We start from the raw sequence: 20,330 nt of genomic DNA, 5'->3' as shown, positions 1-20,330 counted from the left end.
CGTGGAGGACTCTCGCCCGCTCATTCTGCTCTCGAACGACGATGGCTACGCCGCAGAGAACCTGCGCGCGCTGCATCAAGCGCTCACCCCCTACGGCCGCGTGATCGTATGCGCGCCCGAGGTGAACCAGAGCGCCACGAGCCACTCGCTCAGCCTGCACCGGCCCCTGCGGCTCCGAAGCGTCTCGGAGGACGTGTTCGCCATCGACGGGACGCCGGCCGACTGCGTCTACGTGGCGATGCACTCGAACAGCCGGGTGCTGCCGCGCAAGCCTGATCTCGTCGTGTCAGGGATGAACCACGGGCTGAACCTGGGCGTGGACGTGTTCTACTCGGGCACCGTCGCAGCCGCGCGCGAGGCCGCGATGCGCGGGGTGCCCGCCGTCGCCGTGTCCGCCGACGCGAAGGCCGACCGCGCCGCCGCCGCCGCGCTCGGCGCGCGGATCGCGATGGAGACGCTCGCCGCCTTCCGGCGCACGCCGCCCGCGCGCGCGCCGCTCTTCAACGTGAACGTGCCGCCGGGGAGCGCGTGGCCCGTTCGTGCCACGAAGCTCGGCGCGCGGCTCTACACGGAGAGCGTGATCTTCCGAGAAGATCCACGCGGGCAGGAGTACCTGTGGATCGGCGGCGGCGGCGTGCGCCACGATCACGTGCACGGCTCGGACACCGAGGCCTTCGACGAAGGCGCCGTCGGCGTCACGCCTCTCACGCAAGATCTCACGTCACTCGATCACCGCGACCTCTGCATGGCCACATGCGCGGCCGTTTCCCTCCGCAATCGCGAAGGCTAGTCTTCTGCCGCGATGACGACCCCCTTCGATCCCGACAAGCTGCCCGGGGACCACGCGCTTGCGTACCTGCAATCCAAGCTGCGGGACGTGCCCGACTTCCCGAAGCCCGGCATCCTGTTCAAGGACATCACGCCGCTGCTCGCCGATCCGCGAGCCCTGCACATCACGATCGATCTGCTCGCGGAGCGGTTCATCGGCGAGCGCATCGACGTGGTGGTCGGCATCGAGTCGCGCGGGTTCATCTTCGGCGGCGCCGTCGCGACGCGGCTCAACGCAGGCTTCGTCCCCGTGCGCAAGCTCGGCAAGCTGCCCTGGAAGACGGATCGGCTGACCTACGCCCTCGAATACGGCGAAGCCGAGCTCGAGATGCACGTGGACTCGATCCCGAAAGGCGCACGCGTCCTCGTGATCGACGACGTGCTCGCCACCGGCGGCACGGCAAGCGCCGCCGCCGAGCTCACACGCAGGCAAGGCGGCGTCGTGGCAGCCTTTGCGTTCGTCGTGGAGCTCGATTTCCTCGCAGGGCGATCGAGGCTCGACAGCGAGAACGCGCGGCCCACCGTGTACTCGCTCGTGCACATCGGCGGCTGAACCTGGGTCGTCGCGCCGGGGTTTCACCCCGGACCCGACCAGGGGTTGTCCACCCCTGGACCCGGACCAGGCACGGCCTGGACCGAGGGTGGAAGAACTGCGCGGTGCGCAGTTCTTCCGACGGGCATGTGACAAGCCTAGCGCCGCCCGATCGTCTCGAAGAACCGGCAGAGGATCGCGTGACCTTCGGAGAGCAGCGGGATCGACGTCCACTCGTTCCGCTGGTGCGCTTGTGCGTTCACGCCAGGCCCCCAGTTCACAGCGGGCACGGAGAGCGCGGCGAAGCGCGCGACGTCGGTCCAGGCTTGCTTCGCCTCGACGCCGGCGACGCCTGCGTCCTTCAGCGCGCGCACGAGCGGGTGGGATGCGTGGGGCGGCGCGGAGGGGGAGAGGTCGGTCCACTCGATCTTCGCGCGCCCTGCGACGAGCGCTTCGATGTCGCGTTGGGCCTCGGCGATCGACGTGTCGGGGGAGAAGCGGTGGTTCAGGTTGAGCGTGAAGGCGTCGGGCACGACGTTCCGGCCACGACCGCCCTCCCCGAGGGTCGCGGACGTGACCGTGCGGTACGTGAGCCCGTCGAGGATCACGGTGCGTGGCTCGCGCGCGCCGAGCTCCGTGAGGAAAGGGCCGGCCTTGTGGATGGCGTTCTCGCCTTGCCACGGCCTCGCGCTGTGCGCGGTGCGGCCCTCGAACGTCACGCGCGCGTGGATCGAGCCGGACGCGCCGAGGCTCAGCTTGTTGTCCGAAGGCTCCATGCAGACCGCGAGATCCACGGCCGTCGCCTCGGGATCGTCCGCGAGCACGCGGCCGAGTTCGTTGTCCGCGTACGGCCCCTCCTCGCGGGCATAGAAGATCAACGTGAGATCGGTGCCCGCGATCTCGCGCGCGCCGTGCTCCAGGAGGTCGAGCATGAGCGCGAGGCCCGACTTCATGTCCGAGGCGCCGGGGCCATAGAGCTTGTCGCCCTCCACGCGCGGCGGACCGTCGTGGGACGTGCGCACGACGTCGAGGTGCCCCGCGAGCGCGACGCGCGGGCCGCCCGTGCCTCGCGTGACGGGCACGACGATCGAATCCCCGTGACGGCGCGCCGGCGCGGCGAGCGACGCGCGGGACACGCGCTCCAGGACCGCGTCGGCGATCCGCTGCTCCTCCCCCGTCGGCGAGGGAATGTTGCAGAGCCAAAGAAGCGTCTCGACGAGCCGCGCCTCCACGCCGCTCATACCGCCACCGCGAAGTCCCGGAGCGCCGCGTTCAGCGAGACCTTCCGATCCGTCGATTCGGTCCGCTTGCCGATGATGAGCGCGCACGGCACGCCGAACTCCCCCGCCGGGAAACGCTTCGGCCGCATGCCGGGGATGACGACGCTGCGCGCGGGGATACGCCCGCGGTGCTCGACGACCTCCGTGCCGGTCACGTCGAGGATCGCCGTCGACGCCGTGAGCACGACGCCCGCGCCGAGCACCGCCTCGCGCTCCACGATCACGCCCTCGACCACGATCACGCGCGACCCGACGAACACGCCGTCCTCGATGATCACCGGCTGCGCCCCCGGCGGCTCGAGCACGCCGCCGATCCCGACGCCGCCCGCGAGGTGCACGTCGCGGCCGATCTGCGCGCACGATCCCACCGTCGCCCACGTGTCGACCATCGTCCCTGCGCCCACGCGCGCGCCGATGTTCACGTAGCCCGGCATGACGATCGCGCCGGCTTCGAGGAACGCCCCGTACCGCACCGCGCCCGGCGGAACCACACGCACGCCCGCGGCGTCGAGGCCACGCTTCAGCGGGATCTTGTCGTGGAACTCGAGCGGCCCCGCCTCCATCACCGACATCTTCTGCACGGCGAAGTAGAGCAGGATGGCCTGCTTCACCCACGCATGTGTCACCCAGTTGCCCTCGGAGATGGGCTCGGCGACGCGGAGAACACCACCATCGAGCGCGTCGATCGTCTGCAGGACGGCGCTCTCGTACGCGGGATCCTTCAGGAGAGAACGATCGGCGAAGGCGGCCGAGACGAGCGGCGCGAGGGAGTCGGCGAGGTTCATCCCGGCCGGGATAGCACGGATTTTACGTCGCCTCGCGCTCGCTCTCGATCGACACGATCCCCGCGGCCGCGTCGATCGTGAGCCCGAGCTTCGCGCGACGCGCGGCCACGCGAGCGATCCCGAGCGAGCTCGGCACCTCGCCTCGTGCCGTCACGGACAACACGAGCCGCGTCGCCGCTGCGTTCCGCGGCGCCGGGCTCAAGCGAACGACGAGCCCCCCACTCGGCGGACGCGCGACGCCGAGCCGCGCCGGCACCGTCCCGCGCCGCGAGGCGATCGGCGCCGCGAGCTCCACGAGCCCGCCGAGCACGTGCCGATCCGCCACGAGCCACGAGGGCCGCGGCGCCTCCACGGCGATTCGAATCACCCCCTCCTCGGTCGCCCGATTCGCGCCGAACCGTTGCTCCAGCACGTCCACGAGATCCAGCTCCGTGGGCGCGGGCGTGACGGCCGCAGCGAAGAACTCCGCGAGCGCGAACGTGTCCCGCAGCTCCGCCCCGTGCTTGCGCACCGAGGCTTCGAGGGCGAGGCGCCGCCGCGCATCGGAGAGGGATCCTCCGTCGGAGAACGCGGACGAGAGGGCGGCGACACACGCGCCTGCGTGCGTGCCGAGGTTGCGGGCTTGATCTTGGGCTTCCAGGTCGGAAGCGAGCGTCGCGACGAACGCGAGCTCGAGCGCGACGAACGACGCGCGCAGCGCCTCGCAAGCCGGGACCATCTCGCTCAACGCGACCGCAAGGGCGCGTGGCCCGATGCGGCGTGAGCCGAGCAGATCGCCGAAGCCTTCGAGCGCGGCGAGGCCCTCACGGACCGCGCCGCGGGCGATGGCGAGCGGGCTTTCTGCGCGCGCCGAGCCGGTCACGCGCGGGGCGAAACCTCGTAGCCGGCGAAGAAGTAGGCGATCTCGCGGGCCGCGGACTCGGGCTTGTCCGAGCCGTGCACCGCGTTCTCGCCGACGCTCGCGGCGTACAGCTTGCGGATCGTACCTTCGGCCGCGTTCGCGGGGTTCGTCGCGCCGATGACCTCGCGGTACTTCGCGATCGCGTCCTCGCGCTCGAGCGCCATGATGACGATCGAGCTGCGCGACATGAACGAGCAGAGCTCGTCGAAGAAGCCACGTCCACGGTGCTCCGCGTAGAAGCCTTCGGCCTCCGCGCGGGTGAGGTGGACGCGCTTCATCGCGCGAACGATGAAGCCCTCCTGTTCGAGGCGGGCGATGATCGCACCCGTGTGGTTCTTCTCGACCGCATCGGGCTTGACGATGGAAAGAGTGCGCTCCAGTGCCATGAGGCGCCCCTACTAAAAGAAAGAAGGCGTGCGCGCAAGAAAAGCTCGCGCTGGCGCGTCGTTCTTGCCGAAATGGAAGGGGGACGCCCGCCATGGCTCGGCTCGCCCCCATGCTCGACCGCACGCCACGCGCCTGTCACACAAGGCTGCTAGAGGTGGGGCCCACGCATGCCGACGAACGTTCTCATCGTCGAGGACGAGCGCGACCTCCAGCGCGTCCTGTCCTACAACTTCAAGCAGGCGGGGTTCGACGTCGTCTCCGCGATGAACGGCGAGACGGCGCTCCGCGCGGTCAAAGAAGAGCCGTTTGACCTCGTCATCCTCGATCTCATGCTCCCCGACATGCCGGGCACCGAGGTGTGCAAACGCCTCAAGCAGTCCCCGGAGACGGCCAGCATCCCCGTCATCATGGTCACGGCCAAGGGCGAAGAGGTCGACCGCGTCGTCGGCTTCGAACTCGGCGCCGACGACTACGTCGTCAAACCCTTTTCCGTACGCGAGCTCATCCTGAGGGCGCGCGCGATCTTGCGCCGCACCGAGGGCCCGCAGCCCGACGGCGCGAAGATCGACTTCGGCGTCCTCCGTGTCGATCGCGCCGCGCACCGCGCGTGGGTGAACGGCGAGGAGATCGCCTTCACCGCGCTCGAGTTCAAGCTGCTCGTCGTGCTCTTCGATCGCCGCGGCCGCGTCATGACCCGCGACGTCTTGCTCGACGAGGTCTGGGGCTCGCACGTCGACGTCACGGCCCGCAACGTCGACACGCACGTCAAGCGCGTGCGCGAAAAGCTCGGCCTCGCGGGTGACTACATCGAGACCGTGCGCGGCGTCGGATACCGCTTCCGCGCCGAGCCCGGCGAGCTCTCCCCGCCCGCGGACGAATGATCGGCCGCCTCGGCATCCGCGCGAAGCTCATCGTCGCGTCGGTCGTGCTCATGCTCCTCGCGGGCCTCGCGATCGAGCGCTTCGGCTCCCGCTCGCTCGAAGCGCTCATGATCGAGCGCACGATGGTGCAGCTCACCGGCGAGCTCCGCCTCTGCGAGGACATCGTCCGGCGCCGCTGCGAGCACGCACCGTGCGCCGAGGGCGACGCGCTCGACGTGCTCTCCGACCAGCTCGGCGCCCTCTCCGGCGGACGCGTCACGCTCATCGCCCCGGGCGGCGCCGTGCTCGGCGACTCCGAGCTCACCCACGACGAAGTCTTGCGGACGGAGAACCACGCCGCGCGGGAGGAGATCGCCTCCGCGCTCGCGACCGGCACCGGCAGCGCGTTTCGTTACAGCGGCACCCTCGGCCAGCGCATGATCTACGCCGCGAGCCGCTACCCGAAGCCCGAGCACGGCGTCGCCGTCGTGCGCATCGCCGTGCCCCTCACCGGCGTCGACGCGGCCATCGGGGGCGCGCGCATCTTCTTGCTCGTGGGCATCGCCGTCGCGATCGCCGCGGCCGTGGCGATGAGCGCGTTCGGCACCTACCTGCTCACGCGCCCCGTCCGCAGCCTGACCGAGGCTGCGCTCGCGATGGCCGGCGGCAACCTCGCGATCCACGCGCCCGCGCAGGGCACCGACGAGACCGCGCAGCTCGGCCGCGCCTTGAACCGCCTCTCGAGCGAGCTGCTCGCCGCGATCGAAGAGCTCCGCGACGAGCGTGATCTCCTCGCCTCGATCCTCGACGGCATGAACGAGGGCGTGCTCGTCACCGACGGCGACGCGCGTATCGTCCTCGCGAACCGCGCGCTGCGCGGCATGACGCTCGTCGGCGAAGGCACGATCGGCAAGAGCGTGATCGAGGTCATCCGCAACGCCTCGCTCCAGGAGGCGCTCGATCGCGCCGCCGCGGGGAGCGAGGCCGTCATGCGTGAGGTCGAGCTCTCGGGCCTGCTCCCGCGCAAGCTCCTCGTGCGGGTCTCCAAGCTCCCGACGCGCAAGGATCGTGATCGTCAGACCACCAACGATCGCGGCCTCATCGCCGTCTTCCACGACGTCACGGACCTCCGGCGCCTGGAGACGATCCGCACCGACTTCGTGGCGAACGTCTCGCACGAGCTGCGCACCCCGGTCACGGCCATCAGCACCGCGGCCGAGACGCTCCTCGCGGGCGCGCTCGCCGAGCCTGAAGAGGCCGCCGAGTTCGTCGACGTCATCGATCGTCACGCCAAGCGCCTGCGCCAGCTCGTCGACGACCTGCTCGATCTCTCGAAGATCGAGAGCAAGAACTACCGCTTGAAGCTCGTCGAGCAGGACGTGATCCCCGCCGTCACGCACGTCACGCGCCTGCTCGAAGAGGCCGCGCGGCGCCGCAAGGTCGAGCTGCGCGTCGAGCGCCCCGAGGGCCCGCTGCCGGCGCGCATCGATCGCCGCGCCATGGAGCAGGTCCTCATGAACCTCTGCGACAACGCCACGAAATATGCCGGCGAAGGCGCGCATGTCGTCCTCGCGGCGGGCCCGAAGGCCGGCGGCGGCGTGGAGATCCGCGTGAAGGACGACGGCCCCGGCATCCCGCCGGCGCACCTCGGCCGCATTTTCGAGCGCTTCTATCGCGTCGACGCGGGCCGCTCGCGGGACCTCGGCGGCACGGGCCTCGGCCTCAGCATCGTCAAGCACCTCGTGGAGCTCATGAACGGCACGATCGACGTGGAGAGCGAGCTCGGAAAGGGCTCGACGTTCACGGTGCGACTCCCGCCCACGGGGGACAGAGCGTCGCGCGACCGCACGTAGCTCTCACCGCGAGACAAAAAGAATCCGTTCGGGCTTTTGCTGCGGCCCCCGGCTCTGGCACATTTCCGTCATGCTGAGCCGTAGAAGCTTCCTTCGTGCAACGGTCGTCACCCTCGGCGCCGCGTTTGTTCCTGGATGCGGCGACGATACCTCGAACACGACGGGCCATCGTACGCTCGTGAAGGGGTCGGGGTATTTCCCGCAATCCGTCGCCTCCGGGGATCCACGCCCGAAGAGCGTCGTCGTCTGGACGCGCGTCGTCGACGGCGAAAAGGCGGGCTGGGACCTCGACGTCGAGCTCGAGGTCGCGCTCGACGTTGCATTCACGAAGCCCGTCTCCGAGCCCATCAAGCTCCAGGCCCTCGCCGCCTATGACAACTGCGTCAAGGCCCGCATCGTCGGCGAACCCGGCACGACCTATTACTACCGATTCGTGTACGAGCGCGACGGCATCCATTACGTCTCGCGCGTCGGCCGTACGAAGACGGCGCCCGACGAGGACGCGGACGTACCGGTGCGCTTCGCCTTCGTCTCCTGCCAGGACTTCGTGGGGCGGTATTACAACACGCTCCTCGCGCTGGAGATCGAGGACCTCGATTTCATCGTGCACCTCGGCGATTACATTTACGAGACGACGGGCGACCCCTCGTTCCAGACGCCGGACGACGCGCGCAAGGTCGTCTTCCGCGACCCGGCCTCCGCGATCGAGCTCGGGGCGAGCGGCGACGTGAAATTCTACGCGGCCAAATCGCTCGACAACTACCGCGATCTCTACCGCACCTACCGCGGAGACCCCGCGCTCCAGGTCCTTCACGAAAAATTCCCGATGATCCCGACCTGGGACGATCACGAATTCTCGAACGACTGCTGGGGCGCGAACGCCACGTACCTGAGCGGCCGGGCAAGCGAGCTCGACGTCGCGCGCCGGAAGGCCGCGAACCAGGCTTGGTTCGAGTACCAGCCCGTCGATTATGCCGGCGACCCCGACTTCGCGTACGACCCCGCCGCCGACGTCCCGAACGACATCCGCATCTATCGCGATTTCACGTTCGGCAAGCACGTCCACCTCGTCGTGACCGATCTCCGCAGCCACCGGCCCGATCACCTCATCCCCGAGGACGCGTTCCCCGGCGCGGTCCTCTTCGACGAGGCCACACTCGTGGCCTCGCCCGGGGGCCTGCCCGGTCCCACGATCGCCACGCCCTACGTCGACATCGAGACGTACGCGGGTGGCCTTTACAAAGGCGTCCTCGCGCAGGTCGCGACGGCCTCGGGATACGACACCGCGAAGGTCACGGGCAACGTGAGCGTCGATTACATCAACCTGATCGTCGCCCAGCTCAACGGCGGCGATCCCCCGCCCGACCCGCCGATCCCGGCCATCGATGCCGCGGGCCTGCCGCGGGGCCTCTCGTATTTCGACCTCAACAAGGTCAGCTTCTACGCGCAGATCGGCACGCGGTATTTCGTGCACAAGGACGCGTTCGACGTCTTCAGCACGCTCCGCTACGCCGCCGATCCCAAGACCCAGGACGTCATGGGCGAGGCGCAGGAGGCCTGGTTTTTGGAGACGCTCACGGGCTCCACGAAGACGTGGAAGCTCTGGGCGAACGAATTCAACATCGTCCCGGTCCAGGTCGACTTGCGCCAGATCGCGGGCATCCCGGCGAACGTGCAGCGCCGCTTCTACATGGGCGTCGAGGGCTGGGACGGGTTCCGCGACAAGCGGAACGAGCTGCTCGGCAAGCTCGGCGGGCTTGGCAATGTCGTCGCATTGACGGGTGACCTGCACACGTTCATGGTCGGCACGCCCTGGGCCGAGCAGGATCCCACGAAAAAGATCGTCGAGTTCATGACCGGCGCCGTCTCCTCGACCCCGTTCCGCGACGAGCTCAGCTCGCAGGTGAAATCCGATCCCGTCCTGAGCCAGATCCCCGCGGCCCCGCTGCTCGCGCTCCAGATCGACGACCTCGTGCTCGACACCGAGACGAAGGTGAACCCCCACCTCGCCCACGCCGAGAGCAATACACACGGCTATGCCATCGCCGAGGTGAGCGCCGCGGAGATCGTCGTGACCCTGCACGCCGTCTCCGGGAAGGAGGTCACCACGAATTACGCCGGCAGGACGGCCGAGTTCGTGACCAAGATGCAAAAGACGCGGTTCAAGACCGTGGCCGGCGGGAGCGACCTCTTCAAGGAAATCGAAGGCGCCTGGAAGCGCTGGGACACGACCACGCTGATGTGGGCGTGAAATGGGGGGCGGGACCTCCCGCCTCCCCCTCTCCACGTCTCCTTCCTCCCCCCCTCTTCCCTCGCCTCGGCTCGCAACCGGTCCCGACACGTGCCCTCGGCCGTCGACGGCGCGTGTTCGGCGGCGCGACCCATCCCTCCGCCACGCGACCCCCCGAGCGACGCTGCCCACCCCCCGGCGTTTGCCTGCGCGTGGACCGGTCGTCCCCCGCGACGAGCCCCCGCGGCAGCCAACAGCGCGTGTTCGGCCGCTCGACAGGGCCCCTCGGGCGCCGCCGGACCGTGTCTTTACAGTCGACCTTCCACCGGCACCACGCCTCGCCCCGTGTCCGGCGGCAAGACGCTCCCCCTGCCGCGCCGACGCGCCTTGTCCGGCGACCTGCACCATCTCGCGGAACGGAGACATCGCCTGTCGGGGCGCCCGACAGACGAGGACGAGGGCCGATGTCGCCTGTCGGCGAACCTCCGCGCGGCGGCCGACGTCGCCCTGCGATTGAAGTCGTCGTGAAGCAGAGCGGGGGCGCACGGGCCCATGCATGTCGTGTCGCCCGACACGGCCCACAGATACACGAGGGTGTCCGATCGGGCGGCATGCCGGGCGTTCGTGCCAAACACCCCCCATGATCGGGCCGAAGAAAGGCCCGGGGGACCGTCGTCGTTATTCACCGAAAGCAAGAATCCGACGGCACCGAGGTGGGGTCCACAGGTATCGTCAACGAACGGTTACACGCATTGAGGGTGCCTGTCGCTCACGAGCTGGAAAGGGCGCCGAATGAGATGGCATGCCTGGTGCAAAGGCGCCCATCGCAGCTTTGAACGAGCTGAGAAAGGGCATACCTCGTGAACATGAAGATCCGCCTTGGCATCCTTGCATTGGGAACCGCTCTCCTCGCCGCATGCGGGGGAACCAGCGTCGACGACATCGAAGACCAAGCACCGCAAGGAACGGTCGCCGGGGCGAGCTGGACGATGAAATCGGCTGTCGTGACGGACGATGGGGACCGGTTCTCGGTCAGCCTCTATCCCATCGAGGTCATGGCGTGTGACAGCTTCGCCCAGTCCGACACGCAGATCCTCTTCAGCGCGCCGAAGACGGCCGGTGAATATCCCCTCAAGCTCGAGCTCACGGACCTGAACGGCAGCCAGACCATCACCTTCGTCACAGGGCCCGGACAAAACGTGATTTCCTCCGAGGGAATCTTGAACGTCGAGTCCGTCTCGGCCGACAAGGTCACGATCGGTCTGCTCGCCGAAGCGGACAACAACTCGATCAACGGGCGCTTCACGACCACGATCTGCAAGACGATGAACTGAGCGCATTCCGTCGGCCGAGGCTCCCGGTGGAGCCTCGGCCGATGGGCTTTCCTGGGGGGCCGTCCCGAGGGGAGGCTCATTCCAATGGCCGGCCGCCCGTGCGTTGGGCGCAGCGAACGACCGGCACGATGCTCGACGCGAGGAGGGTATGGGCTCCGTCGGCAGGCCGTCCGCTACCAGGTGATGGGCTGCCCAGTGTCGGTCACGAGCTGTCCACCGGCGTCGACCCACGCCTGGGCGTCCGCGCCGATGTAGTCGCTATACGAAGCACGCCACTTCAAGGACTTCTTGAGGAGCGTGTGCACCCTCTTCGCCCATTTCCGGAAGGCCTCGCTCTTCTCCGTCCACTCGCGATCGGGACCCAGGAATGTGTCGACGTAATACAGGCGGCTCGGCCCAAGTGACTTCCCGTCGAAAGGGCAAGGACCGAACTCGATCACAGGCGAAGGGCTGTCCTGCACCCACCAATAGCCCTGCTCGGGCAGGTGTCGCATCACGATCGCGTCCAGGTCCTCGGGCCGTGCGAGGTACTTGAAGTACCACGGTTTCCCGTTCTCGGAGAAGTTCAGCGAGTCCACGACGCGCGGTGAGGAGGTGGGCGACTCCGAGAGGAGGATGATGAAGTCCGTCTTCTCCCGAAGCCGCCGCTCGAAGTCCCCCATGTCCTTGGGCGTCATGTAGAAGCGTGACTGGTGTCCCATGGCTCTCCTCACTTCTTCTCGTTGTAGGGATGGAACTTGGGCCGTATGCCCTTCGCGCGCTCCACCTCGTCGATAGGCTTCCGCTCACGCGACACGGGCTGCCCATCCTTCCTCTGCTTCCCGACCTGGTGGAACTCCACAGGCTGCTTCGTGTTCTTGTCAACCCCGGCGACGTCCATGTAGCGCTTCTTCTTCGGACCGCCCGGGGTCTCGACGGGAAACTCCTTTACCGGGTCGAGGTTGCGCTTCTTGATGTCCTCCGCGACGTCGTCCACCTTGTCCTGATGCGCCTTCCCGCCCTTCCTGCCGTCCGGGTTCGGCACGCGCCTCTCGTTCGCCGACGCGCCCGCATTCGCGGGTGACGCCTGCCCCGCAGCCGCGCCATTCGGCTTCGCGCCGTTTGGCTTCCCGAGGGTCCGCGTCTTGGTCCGGACCGTCGTCTGCGTGCCACCTCCCCCACCGCTGCCGCTCCCCGTGGATAACGACTGCCCGTTGCGCGGCTCGGCAGGCTTCTTCTTTCCTTTCGGCAGGAAGTTCTGGTGCCTCGCATGGCAAATTCTTTCGAGGCACTCGCGGGCTCGGTCTTCCGCGAGCGCGGAGGTATCCGCCGGGCTGAGCCCCCAGTCCTCATACTCCCGCGCCGCGTCCTCGGACAACCTCACCGGCGCAGGCGGCTCGACCTCGCGCGGGCTCTCCGCGACGACTTGCTCCGTGCGGCCCCGGTGGACGAGGACCCTCGTGCAGCTCCGCGCGCCCGTGCGGCTGCGCCTTCGTGTCTGGCCCGGCTCTTCGTACGCCGTGCACCTCTGCGCCTCGACGCGCCTCTCCACCGCCGACGCATCACGCGGAATCGGTCGCGGCAGCGGCTTTGGCCGCTTGGCCTCCTTGGTCTCGGCCTTCTTGGTCTCCTCCTTCTCGGCCTCGACCTTCGCCGCGGCCACGCGGGGCTTCGGCGGCGCCGGGCATTCGAGCCGATGGAACGGAATCGGGAGGAGCTTCGCGCTCTCGCGAGGCGCCCCCTGATCGTAGATATACACGCCCAGGCCCGCGCGCCTCGCGAGGTCCACCTCCCGGGCCTCGAACACGGGCGAGCCGTTGGTATCGAGCGCCCACATTCGCTTGTCGTTCGGCACGTTCTGCGGGCGCACGCAGACGTGGATGACGTTCGGCGCCTCGAAGATACGGGCCATGATGTGATCCCGCGACGAGGCGCACCCGGACAAGACGAGCGACAGCGCGACGAGCAGGGCGACATACCCCCGAATTCCCCTCTGCATGGACCTTCCTCCCGCCCGGGCATGGCTCCGCCCTCGCCGCTCATCAGCGGGGCGGCCCTTCGGGCAATGCGAAAGACGGTGCAGGGACGTTCAAGCCACCGTCAACGACAGGAGAGCGGCGGCGCGATTCCCCCGAGGGCCGCTCCTCTCCCCGTCCAAAACGTGCTGGGCATTCGGGTCCCAAGCCCAGCACAGGTCGCGGGTTCTACGTGGCGCACCTGGAATGTGGATTCCAGGCCTACGAATCACGCACCCCGTAAACGGAGGTAATCACACCCATGGCCGTACGCACCATCTATCCCCGCACGTCACTCGGCTCCGTGCTCGCCGAAATCACCTACACGCACAGTCGGCTCAAAGCGCACCCCCTCGGCGCCCCCCACGTCGCCGCCTTCGAAGCGCTGCGCGCCGAATGGCCGGCGGTGCAAAATAAGGAGCTCGTGGTACGCGACGCCATCACGGACGCACAAGCGCTCATCGATCACGTCGACGATCTCCTCGACAACCTCGCGAACGGTGTCGTCCATGCCATCTTGACGATCACGAACGGCGATCGGACGCACGCGCTGTACAAACACTTCCTCGGAAACAAGACGCCGAGCGATTTCAAGCGCCCCGTCCTCGGGGGGCAACTCGAAGCGATGAAGGCCTGGTTGCCCTCGCTCGCGCAGAGCGAGCATGCGCCCCTCGTGGCCTTCGCGCCTGCACTCGCCGGGCTCCTCGGGCAAGCGAGCAGCGCCGTCACCGCCAAAGCAGAGGCCGAGGGGGCGCGGGATCAATTCCGCGATTTCGGGGAACGAAAGAAGTTCATCGACAAGCTGAACGGGTGCCGCAAAGAGACGCACGGCGCCCTCGCCAAGCTGCCGCACGAGCATTCGAGCCTCCCCAGGAATTTCGCCGACAAGTTCTTCCGCCGCGAACGCGTGGAGCCTGGGGACGAGGCGGACGTGACGATCACGTCGGTGAAGGCAAGCATCGTCGAAATGCAGAAGGAGCTCGCGGACCAGCACAAGCTGCTCGCAGACCTGGAAGCTGAGGAAGCGAAGGTCGCCGAAGCAGCCATCCACGCCGACAAGGAGGCGCTCGTCGTGCTCGAAGCGCAGGCGGCGGAGGCCCAAGCGAAGGCCGACGCCCTCCGCGCGAAGATCGAAGGGAAGTAGCCCTCCCGGGGGCGGGTTCTCCTCCCGCTCCCGCTCTCGCTCCCGCTTCCGCTCCCGCTTCCGCTCCCGCTCCCGCTTTCGCTCCCGCTTCCGCTCCCGCTCCCGCTTTCGCTCCCGCTCCCGCTTTCGCAGCTGGACGAGGCCACCTGCAAACATCGATGCGAAGACGCTGAAGAGCGCCGCACGACGCCGCGGCTCAGCGTTCGAGGCGTAGCTTGTCCCAGGCCCAGCGGGCGCCGTGCTCGACGTCGCGTCGGGCCGCACCCTGTGCGAGACGAAGATCGGCGGCAAATGTCCCGGGCTCCGAATGCCACCGGAACGCGACGAGCGTCCGGGTGTGCCGAAGACGCTCCGCGCGCTCCGAGCGACCCGCGATGCGCACGGACCCTGGACGCTTCCTGCGGGGGCTGCCGGCCTCGCCGCCCCCCACTCGGTCGAGGCGATGCGCGAGGGGCGCGCGGTCGACGTCCTCGCCCTCCGTGAAAAGGAAAACCCCGGGACGCTCCGCCTCCTGGTCGTCGACAAGGCGACGGGCGCGCCTCGCCAAACGTGGACGCTGCCCCCGGGCGTGCGGGTGCATCCCGGCGAGGTCGACCTGGTCGGCCTCTCCGACGACGACCGCGTCGTCGTGATCGCGCAGGGCCAGAGCGTCCTGGTCTACGAGCCGTGACCGTCGACGACCCGAGCGCGGTCGCCGTGTTCGAGCGGCCCTGACGAGACGGCAAGAGGCGAAAATCCTGGTTTCTTTTCCCCTAGATGCAGGAGAGAGGCGATGTAGAAGGCGCCATGCACCCGACGTCCTGGTCCACCTTCCACGGCATCGTCGTTTCGGCCTTGCTCCTCGCTGCGGCGGGGTGCGGCGGGTCGACCTCGGACAGAACGATCGCGTCGCCCTCGGGCGACCCCACCGCCGTGGAAATCGCTGCCGCAGCGCAGCCGTCGAAACCGGCGGAGCCGCCGCCCGCGCCTGCGCCGCTGCCTCTGGAGAAGGGGCGCTGCCCAGCGCCGCACACGTGCTCCTTCGAGCTCGAAGGGCTGACCAGCCGGCTCCTCGGTCGCAAGGCCGACGACGTCGAGAGCGTCTCGCTGGCGGGCCAGGTGGCGAAGGTGGAGGACGCGATCCCGGTGCCGATGGAGGCCCTCCTTCCCATAATCGAGGGTCACCTCGCGGAGGTCGCCGACGACCGATTCAGCGTCGACGTGCCGGTCGAGATCCGTTTCCGCAATGGCAGCCGCGCGCAGGGGACGTTCCCGCTCGGGGGCATGACGTTGCGCCTGCGCGTCGAGGAGGTCCTGCGCGGCGTCGCCAAGGGCCCGGTTACGCTGCCGGGGGACACGCCGCCGGCGGCCGGGAAGCCGCGATCGATGTGGGTCCTCGGCGGCACCGCGGCACCGCGCCTCCGCGGCGCAGCCGAGACGATCCGGGACGTCGACTGGGTGCTCGTGGCGGATGACGTCTCGTCAAAAGCCCGCTGCCCCGATGGCAGCACCACCTCCCTCTCCCAGCTACGCGCCCGGGTGTACGATCGCCGCTCGGGCATTGTCCTCGCCGAGCGCGTCTTCGCGGCCCCCGATCCCGGTGGATGCGAGAACAGGATCGGCATGCGCGACGCCGAGCCCGGCGCCCGCTGGGCCTGGGACAAGCTGCGCCTCGAACGCTGAGCCGCGGCGTCGTGCGGCGCTCTTCAGCGTCTTCGCATCGATGTTTGCAGGTGGCCTCGTCCAGCTGCGAAAGCGGGAGCGGGAGCGGAAGTGGGAGCGGGAGCGGAAGTGGGAGCGGAAGCGGGAGCGGAAGCGGAAGCGGAAGCGGGAGCGGGAGCGGAAGCGGGAGCGGGAGCGGGAGCGGGGGCGGCAAGAGGGATCTTGTTGTGTACCGCCGTTGAGGAAGGGGGTGGATCCCCGGATTACGCAGGGATTGCCATACGCCGACGGATGCGTGTAGACAGAGGCCGTGCTTGCACGGACGCTTTACCGATGGCCCGCGGTTCTCATCGCGTATTCCATCGCGTGCGGCACACCGCGAGCACCGGATTATCTCACGCCTTCGAGCCCGTCCGTGGTTCCCACAGATGCCGGTTCAGACGCGCCGGATGCCGCTCGGGTCGTCGACACCCGCGGATGGGCAAGCGCCGCAGATTCACCCTACAAGCCTTTCCAGAACCTTCGGCCTGAGTGCCTCATCGACCACGGTTGTCCATTCGAGCCGGCTGTGCTGCCGCCATGCCCTTCGGGGCTCGATCCTCTCGATGTCACCGAAGTCCTCGCGCGCGCCGACGAGCTTTCCGGCCAGTCCGCGCTCGTGCGTGGGATGCTGCGCGCCAGAACGATGATGACCCTGGTGGACTGCGGCTTTCAGTGCTGCAATTCGGCGGGAGGCCCCATCGTCCTTTCGTCTCTCGAAAGCTCCGAGCAGGGGATGCCTCCGAGCCTGCTGCTTGCAGACGAAGCAAACCCGTACGCGTTTCGCTGCGGGGGTGACGATTCCTGGACCTGCTGCACCTTCTCGCCGAACGTGGAGGTGCTCGTGTACGGCCGAATCGAGCCCATTCCCCCGGAACGCTTGAAATATCATCTTGTATATCCGTCGCTCACCGACGTGCGCCTCTGCGCGCTTCATCCATTTCCACCGCCTGCCGAGCTGGAGGTGAACGAGACAGGGTGCAAGCTTCAGGGCAGGCAGTATGCGCCCGAGGAGCACGTCACCATCGGCGAGCAAATGTGCGGCTGTCATCGCGGACGCGCCTCCTGCCAGCCGAACGATTCGTCGTCCTGCTTCTATGCCGGAGAATGGCTTCCTGATAAAGGCGCTCTTCTCCTGCGACGGTCATGCGAGGTCTTGCAATGCAACAGCGGCAACTGGGCGCGTTCCCCGGGGGATTGCAGCTTCCCGATGCTTGCCTTGGTCGGCTTTGCGCTCCGAAGTACCGCGCTCGAACCGAAGGAAGCTGCCAAGCTGGAACCGCTGCCCCAGGCCCTCAGAGAATTGCCCGGCTCGATCAGAATCATCGCGCGCGTCAAAGCAAATGAAGGACGAAATGCGGAGCAGCTCGCGCAGGAGCGCGCACAGCAGGTGAAACGATGGCTGGTCCGGCACGGGGTATCGCCGGAGGCCCTCCGCGTAGAAATCAAACGGCCGGAGATCGACGACGGCGGCCCGCCGCTCGTGCACTTCCGATTCGTGCCGCAATCACGCGCTTCGGCTCCACGCCCCGGTCCGTGAATCGGGCGCAGTTGATATTACTGAATACGCTCCGAACCGTTTGCCGGCGGAAGATGGAGCGGTATCGTAGCCATACTCATGACTCCGGGTAGCACGGGGTTGTGGGGAGACGCCGGTCGGTGTTGAAGGCGCCGGCTGGCGTCGCTTGTCCTGTCTCATGAATTGGGGGCGAAGGCAATCGCGAACGTGCGGATTGGTTCGTCGCGGGAGAGTCCCTCACCCCCAACCCCTCTCCCGTGCCGGGAGAGGGGTGAGGGAGACTTGTTCTTACGGGGCGCGGCGGTAGACGAGGCGGCCCAGGGTGGCGATGACGTGGTCCATGCGATCGAGGACCTTTGGATGAACGTTGCCGATATAGCGCATGGCCTGGGCGACCTGGACGCAGGCGAGCACCTCCCGGGCGGAGCCGAGGGCTGTCTGATATCGCTGCCGTTTATGTCCTGCCGTGTTCCCTGCCCCTTCCGCCGTATTGAGAGCGACGCTGTGCATGGCCCTGCGCAGTTGCCGAGCCAGATCGGAATCTCTCCGTTCAATCTGCTCCGCGATCCCTGCCGCGTCCCCAACCATGGCCAAAACGACTTCGTAAATCCTCAGCATGACGAAACCTCCGCCCGACGACCCAATCGCCGGGACCCCCGTCCCACACCGTCGCGCGGAGGCCTCTTCAAGGCTGCGCAGCACCGCGCGGAGCCGCCCGGAGCGCGAAGCGCGAGGACGGTGAGCACGGCTTGGCCTTGAAGAGGCCGAGCACGACGGTACGCTCGCCGTCCCCGAGCGAGATCCCCTGAACCCCGCCCCCGCCCCCGCTCCCGCCCCCGCTCCCGCTCCCGCTCCCGCTTCCGCTCCCGCTTCCGCTTCCGCTTCCGCTCCCGCTCCCGCTCCCGCTTTTTTTTCGCCGCTCCACCCCTCTGTCACGGTCCTGTCACACAGCACGGGTACGACGACCCTGTGGGCACCCGCGTCACGCGTTCGCTCGCGGACGTCGTCGTCCCGAAGCTCCTGTTCCTCTGCGCGCTCGCCAGCGTCCTCGCCACGCTCGTGATCGCCGGCCTGCTCGCCGCAGAGGCCCTCGGGTTCGTGCGGACGCTCGGTGCCTCGGGGCCCGCGGCGGACGCACGCAGCGGCCTCGCGTCGCTCCTCGCAGGCACTGTCCTCGCCACGCTCGTCGCCGTCCTCGTCGCGCTCCCGCTCGGCCTCGCCGCCGCGATCTACCTGAGCGAGTTCGCAGGCCCCCGCGCGCGCCGTGTCCTCGCGCCGACGCTCGACGGGCTCGCGAGCCTGCCTACGGTCGTCCTCGGCTACCTCGCGATCGCCCTGCTCACGCCGTCGCTCGGCGCGCACCCCGTGCTCCTCTCGGGCGTGGCCCTCGGCGCGATGATCCTGCCGTACTTCGCGGCGCGAAGCGCACACGTGATCTCCGCCGTCCCGCAGAACCTGCGCGAGGGCGCGTATGCGCTCGGCGCGAGCAAGCTCGCGACGGTGAACGCCATCGTCCTCAAGTCGGCGCGCGGCGGGATCGGCGCGGCGCTGCTCTTCGCCGTCGCGCGGGCGCTCGGCGAGGTGATGATCCTCGTGATCATCACAGGCCACACGCCGCAGGGCGGGTGGGACGTCTGGGTCCTCGAAGCGTCGAGCCACCTCGCGCGCGCCTCGCTCTCCGTGACGATCGAGGGCGCCTTGGCGCTCGTCGCCCTGGCCCTCGCGATGGCCGTGCCCGCCTCGATCGGCGCCGCGTCGTGGCTCGAAGAGTACGCGCCCCGCGGCAAGCGCATGTCGCGCGTCGAAAAGCTCGCCCGGACGCTCGCCGCGGCCCCGCCGATCGTCTACGGCCTGCTCGGGCTCGCGATCTTCGTGCGTGTGCTCGGCTCCGGCCAAAGCACGATCGCGGGCGCCGCGATGCTCGCGCTCCTCCTCCTGCCGCGGATGACCACGGCCTTCCGCGAGGCGCTCCGCGCCGTGCCCGGATCGCTGCGGGAAGCCTGCCTCGCGCTTGGCGCCGATCGGCTGCGCACGCTGCGCGAGGTCGTGCTGCCGGCGGCGATGCCCGACATCTGGCGTGGCGCCCTCCGCTCGCTCGCCCGCGCGGCCGTCGAGACCGCGCCGCTCGCCTGGATCGGCGCGCTCTCGCTCTCGGCGCTACCCTGGAAGCTCTTCGTCGCGGCCTAGTGCCCGCGCGTGATCCCCGGATCCCCGTATGACCTCCGACCACCCGCACGACAGCGAGCCCCCGGTGAAGATGAAAGCCGAGGATCTCCGCGCGTGGACGGACCGCGAGGAGGTCATCCGCGGGATCACGCTGCGCATCGCGGACAAGCGCATCACGGCGCTGATGGGCCCCTCCGGCTGCGGCAAGTCCCCGCTGCTCCGGTGCTTGAACCGCATGCACGAGATGACGCCGGGGAGCCGCGTCGAGGGGCGCGTGCTGCTCGACGGCAAAGACATCTACGCCCCCGGCACGAACCCCGCAGAGGTCCGCCGCCGCGTCGGCATGGTCTTCAAGAAGCCGAACCCGTTCCCGCACATGTCCGTGCGAGACAACATCCTCGCCGGCCTGCGCCTGAACGGCCTGCCCGCCGAGCGCCCCGACGAGCTCGTCGAGCGTTCGCTGCAAAAGGCCGCGTTGTGGGACGAGGTCGCGGACGACCTCGCGCGCCCGGGGACGAGCCTGTCGCGGGGCCAGCAGCAGCGCCTTTGCATCGCGCGCGCGCTCGCGCTCGGCCCCGAGGTGCTGCTCATGGACGAGCCGACGAGCACGCTCGACCCGGTGGCAACGAGCCGCATCGAGGATCTGCTCCACGAATTACGCGAGCACGTGGCCGTGGTCATCGTCACGCACAACATGCAGCAGGCCGCGCGGGTCAGCGACTACACGGCGTTCATCCACGAGGGAGATCTGGTAGAGTTCGATCGAACGGATCGGATCTTCACGAACCCGAGGGAGCGACGAACCGAGGATTACGTGACAGGGAAGTTCGGTTGAGC

The 20,330-nt window shown here is 68.6% G+C and carries 19 protein-coding genes; 12 read left to right on the top strand and 7 right to left on the bottom strand.

Annotated elements, in window-relative coordinates:
* Position 1 precedes the first annotated feature (1 nt).
* Positions 2–790 carry a 5'/3'-nucleotidase SurE gene (gene surE / locus QHF89_RS34970; RefSeq protein ID WP_136967449.1) on the top strand — a complete coding sequence of 263 codons (789 nt, stop codon included), beginning with the start codon at positions 2–4 and terminating at the stop codon, positions 788–790.
* A 12-nt stretch (positions 791–802) separates the two neighbouring features.
* Complete coding sequence (locus QHF89_RS34965; RefSeq protein ID WP_136967448.1) at positions 803–1,381, top strand: adenine phosphoribosyltransferase; 579 nt, start codon at positions 803–805, stop codon at positions 1,379–1,381.
* Positions 1,382–1,518: 137 nt separating this feature from the next.
* Here the strand turns inward: QHF89_RS34965 and dapE are convergent, their stop codons facing one another.
* The 4 genes from dapE to ndk are packed head-to-tail and all read right to left on the bottom strand — an operon-like array spanning position 1,519 to position 4,712.
* Positions 1,519–2,601 (bottom strand): succinyl-diaminopimelate desuccinylase, encoded by a 1,083-nt coding sequence (dapE, locus tag QHF89_RS34960; RefSeq protein WP_136967447.1) that lies wholly within the window; start codon positions 2,599–2,601, stop codon positions 1,519–1,521.
* Entirely contained in the window at positions 2,598–3,425 is an 828-nt protein-coding gene (locus QHF89_RS34955) for a 2,3,4,5-tetrahydropyridine-2,6-dicarboxylate N-succinyltransferase (RefSeq protein ID WP_136967446.1), read from the bottom strand. Before QHF89_RS34955 ends, dapE begins: the two co-directional genes overlap by 4 nt.
* Positions 3,426–3,447: 22 nt before the next feature.
* A complete protein-coding gene (locus tag QHF89_RS34950) occupies positions 3,448–4,287 on the bottom strand; it encodes a hypothetical protein (RefSeq protein WP_136967445.1) in 840 nt (279 codons plus the stop codon).
* A complete protein-coding gene (ndk, locus tag QHF89_RS34945; RefSeq protein WP_136967444.1) occupies positions 4,284–4,712 on the bottom strand; it encodes a nucleoside-diphosphate kinase in 429 nt (142 codons plus the stop codon). The genes QHF89_RS34950 and ndk overlap by 4 nt, the downstream gene beginning before the upstream one ends.
* Before the next feature lie 168 nt (positions 4,713–4,880).
* Here ndk and QHF89_RS34940 point away from each other — a divergent pair, with 168 nt between their 5' ends.
* From QHF89_RS34940 to QHF89_RS34925, 4 genes are all read left to right on the top strand, one after another.
* The gene (locus QHF89_RS34940) at positions 4,881–5,594 is read left to right on the top strand and encodes a response regulator (protein WP_136933261.1); all 714 of its coding nucleotides are present in this window, start codon (positions 4,881–4,883) and stop codon (positions 5,592–5,594) included.
* On the top strand, positions 5,591–7,426 hold the full coding sequence (locus QHF89_RS34935) for a HAMP domain-containing sensor histidine kinase (protein WP_284721310.1): 1,836 nt from the start codon (positions 5,591–5,593) through the stop codon (positions 7,424–7,426). Before QHF89_RS34940 ends, QHF89_RS34935 begins: the two co-directional genes overlap by 4 nt.
* 70 nt (positions 7,427–7,496) lie before the next feature.
* Positions 7,497–9,677 carry an alkaline phosphatase D family protein gene (locus tag QHF89_RS34930; RefSeq protein ID WP_136967443.1) on the top strand — a complete coding sequence of 727 codons (2,181 nt, stop codon included), beginning with the start codon at positions 7,497–7,499 and terminating at the stop codon, positions 9,675–9,677.
* 845 nt (positions 9,678–10,522) lie between these two features.
* The gene (locus tag QHF89_RS34925; RefSeq protein WP_136967442.1) at positions 10,523–10,990 is read left to right on the top strand and encodes a hypothetical protein; all 468 of its coding nucleotides are present in this window, start codon (positions 10,523–10,525) and stop codon (positions 10,988–10,990) included.
* 173 nt (positions 10,991–11,163) lie between these two features.
* Here QHF89_RS34925 and QHF89_RS34920 read toward each other — a convergent pair whose 3' ends face one another.
* Together QHF89_RS34920 and QHF89_RS34915 are read right to left on the bottom strand one after the other, a co-directional pair.
* The gene (locus tag QHF89_RS34920; RefSeq protein ID WP_136967441.1) at positions 11,164–11,691 is read right to left on the bottom strand and encodes a hypothetical protein; all 528 of its coding nucleotides are present in this window, start codon (positions 11,689–11,691) and stop codon (positions 11,164–11,166) included.
* Between the two features lie 8 nt (positions 11,692–11,699).
* Positions 11,700–12,968 (bottom strand): hypothetical protein, encoded by a 1,269-nt coding sequence (locus QHF89_RS34915; protein WP_136967440.1) that lies wholly within the window; start codon positions 12,966–12,968, stop codon positions 11,700–11,702.
* 278 nt (positions 12,969–13,246) lie between these two features.
* On the opposite strand from QHF89_RS34915, the gene QHF89_RS34910 reads away from it, so the two are divergent.
* The 4 genes from QHF89_RS34910 (at position 13,247) to QHF89_RS34895 (ending at position 17,348) form a co-directional block, all read left to right on the top strand.
* Entirely contained in the window at positions 13,247–14,128 is an 882-nt protein-coding gene (locus QHF89_RS34910) for a hypothetical protein (RefSeq protein WP_284721309.1), read from the top strand.
* Positions 14,129–14,465: 337 nt separating this feature from the next.
* A complete protein-coding gene (locus QHF89_RS34905; RefSeq protein ID WP_136967438.1) occupies positions 14,466–14,798 on the top strand; it encodes a hypothetical protein in 333 nt (110 codons plus the stop codon).
* 116 nt (positions 14,799–14,914) lie between these two features.
* Positions 14,915–15,790 carry a hypothetical protein gene (locus QHF89_RS34900; protein WP_136967437.1) on the top strand — a complete coding sequence of 292 codons (876 nt, stop codon included), beginning with the start codon at positions 14,915–14,917 and terminating at the stop codon, positions 15,788–15,790.
* Positions 15,791–16,079: 289 nt separating this feature from the next.
* Positions 16,080–17,348, top strand: coding sequence for an OmpA family protein (locus tag QHF89_RS34895; RefSeq protein WP_136967436.1), 1,269 nt, complete (start codon positions 16,080–16,082; stop codon positions 17,346–17,348).
* Positions 17,349–17,615: 267 nt separating this feature from the next.
* On the opposite strand, the gene QHF89_RS34890 is transcribed toward QHF89_RS34895, so the two are convergent.
* Positions 17,616–17,945, bottom strand: a complete 330-nt coding sequence (locus QHF89_RS34890) for a four helix bundle protein (protein WP_136967435.1) — start codon at positions 17,943–17,945, stop codon at positions 17,616–17,618.
* A gap of 351 nt (positions 17,946–18,296) precedes the next feature.
* On the opposite strand from QHF89_RS34890, the gene QHF89_RS34885 reads away from it, so the two are divergent.
* Entirely contained in the window at positions 18,297–19,514 is a 1,218-nt protein-coding gene (locus QHF89_RS34885; protein WP_136967434.1) for an ABC transporter permease subunit, read from the top strand.
* 28 nt (positions 19,515–19,542) lie between these two features.
* The gene (locus QHF89_RS34880) at positions 19,543–20,328 is read left to right on the top strand and encodes a phosphate ABC transporter ATP-binding protein (protein ID WP_136933270.1); all 786 of its coding nucleotides are present in this window, start codon (positions 19,543–19,545) and stop codon (positions 20,326–20,328) included.
* Positions 20,329–20,330 lie beyond the last annotated feature (2 nt).

Source organism: Polyangium sorediatum (genome assembly GCF_029946465.1).
In the GTDB taxonomy this organism is placed as follows: domain Bacteria; phylum Myxococcota_A; class Polyangia; order Polyangiales; family Polyangiaceae; genus Polyangium; species Polyangium fumosum.
The sequence above is the reverse complement of the archived record's forward strand: the minus strand, read 5'-3'. Positions and strand labels throughout refer to the sequence as shown.

What these genes read in the sequence shown, in the direction of transcription:
- dapE (WP_136967447.1), bottom strand. Translation starts at nt 2,601, where the DNA reads ATGAGCGGCGTGGAGGCGCGGCTCGTCGAGACGCTTCTTTGGCTCTGC.
- QHF89_RS34940 (WP_136933261.1), top strand. Translation starts at nt 4,881, where the DNA reads ATGCCGACGAACGTTCTCATCGTCGAGGACGAGCGCGACCTCCAGCGC.
- QHF89_RS34930 (WP_136967443.1), top strand. Translation starts at nt 7,497, where the DNA reads ATGCTGAGCCGTAGAAGCTTCCTTCGTGCAACGGTCGTCACCCTCGGC.
- QHF89_RS34935 (WP_284721310.1), top strand. Translation starts at nt 5,591, where the DNA reads ATGATCGGCCGCCTCGGCATCCGCGCGAAGCTCATCGTCGCGTCGGTC.
- QHF89_RS34900 (WP_136967437.1), top strand. Translation starts at nt 14,915, where the DNA reads ATGCACCCGACGTCCTGGTCCACCTTCCACGGCATCGTCGTTTCGGCC.
- QHF89_RS34880 (WP_136933270.1), top strand. Translation starts at nt 19,543, where the DNA reads ATGACCTCCGACCACCCGCACGACAGCGAGCCCCCGGTGAAGATGAAA.
- QHF89_RS34955 (WP_136967446.1), bottom strand. Translation starts at nt 3,425, where the DNA reads ATGAACCTCGCCGACTCCCTCGCGCCGCTCGTCTCGGCCGCCTTCGCC.
- QHF89_RS34915 (WP_136967440.1), bottom strand. Translation starts at nt 12,968, where the DNA reads ATGCAGAGGGGAATTCGGGGGTATGTCGCCCTGCTCGTCGCGCTGTCG.
- QHF89_RS34910 (WP_284721309.1), top strand. Translation starts at nt 13,247, where the DNA reads ATGGCCGTACGCACCATCTATCCCCGCACGTCACTCGGCTCCGTGCTC.
- QHF89_RS34965 (WP_136967448.1), top strand. Translation starts at nt 803, where the DNA reads ATGACGACCCCCTTCGATCCCGACAAGCTGCCCGGGGACCACGCGCTT.
- QHF89_RS34920 (WP_136967441.1), bottom strand. Translation starts at nt 11,691, where the DNA reads ATGGGACACCAGTCACGCTTCTACATGACGCCCAAGGACATGGGGGAC.
- QHF89_RS34925 (WP_136967442.1), top strand. Translation starts at nt 10,523, where the DNA reads ATGAAGATCCGCCTTGGCATCCTTGCATTGGGAACCGCTCTCCTCGCC.
- ndk (WP_136967444.1), bottom strand. Translation starts at nt 4,712, where the DNA reads ATGGCACTGGAGCGCACTCTTTCCATCGTCAAGCCCGATGCGGTCGAG.
- QHF89_RS34890 (WP_136967435.1), bottom strand. Translation starts at nt 17,945, where the DNA reads ATGCTGAGGATTTACGAAGTCGTTTTGGCCATGGTTGGGGACGCGGCA.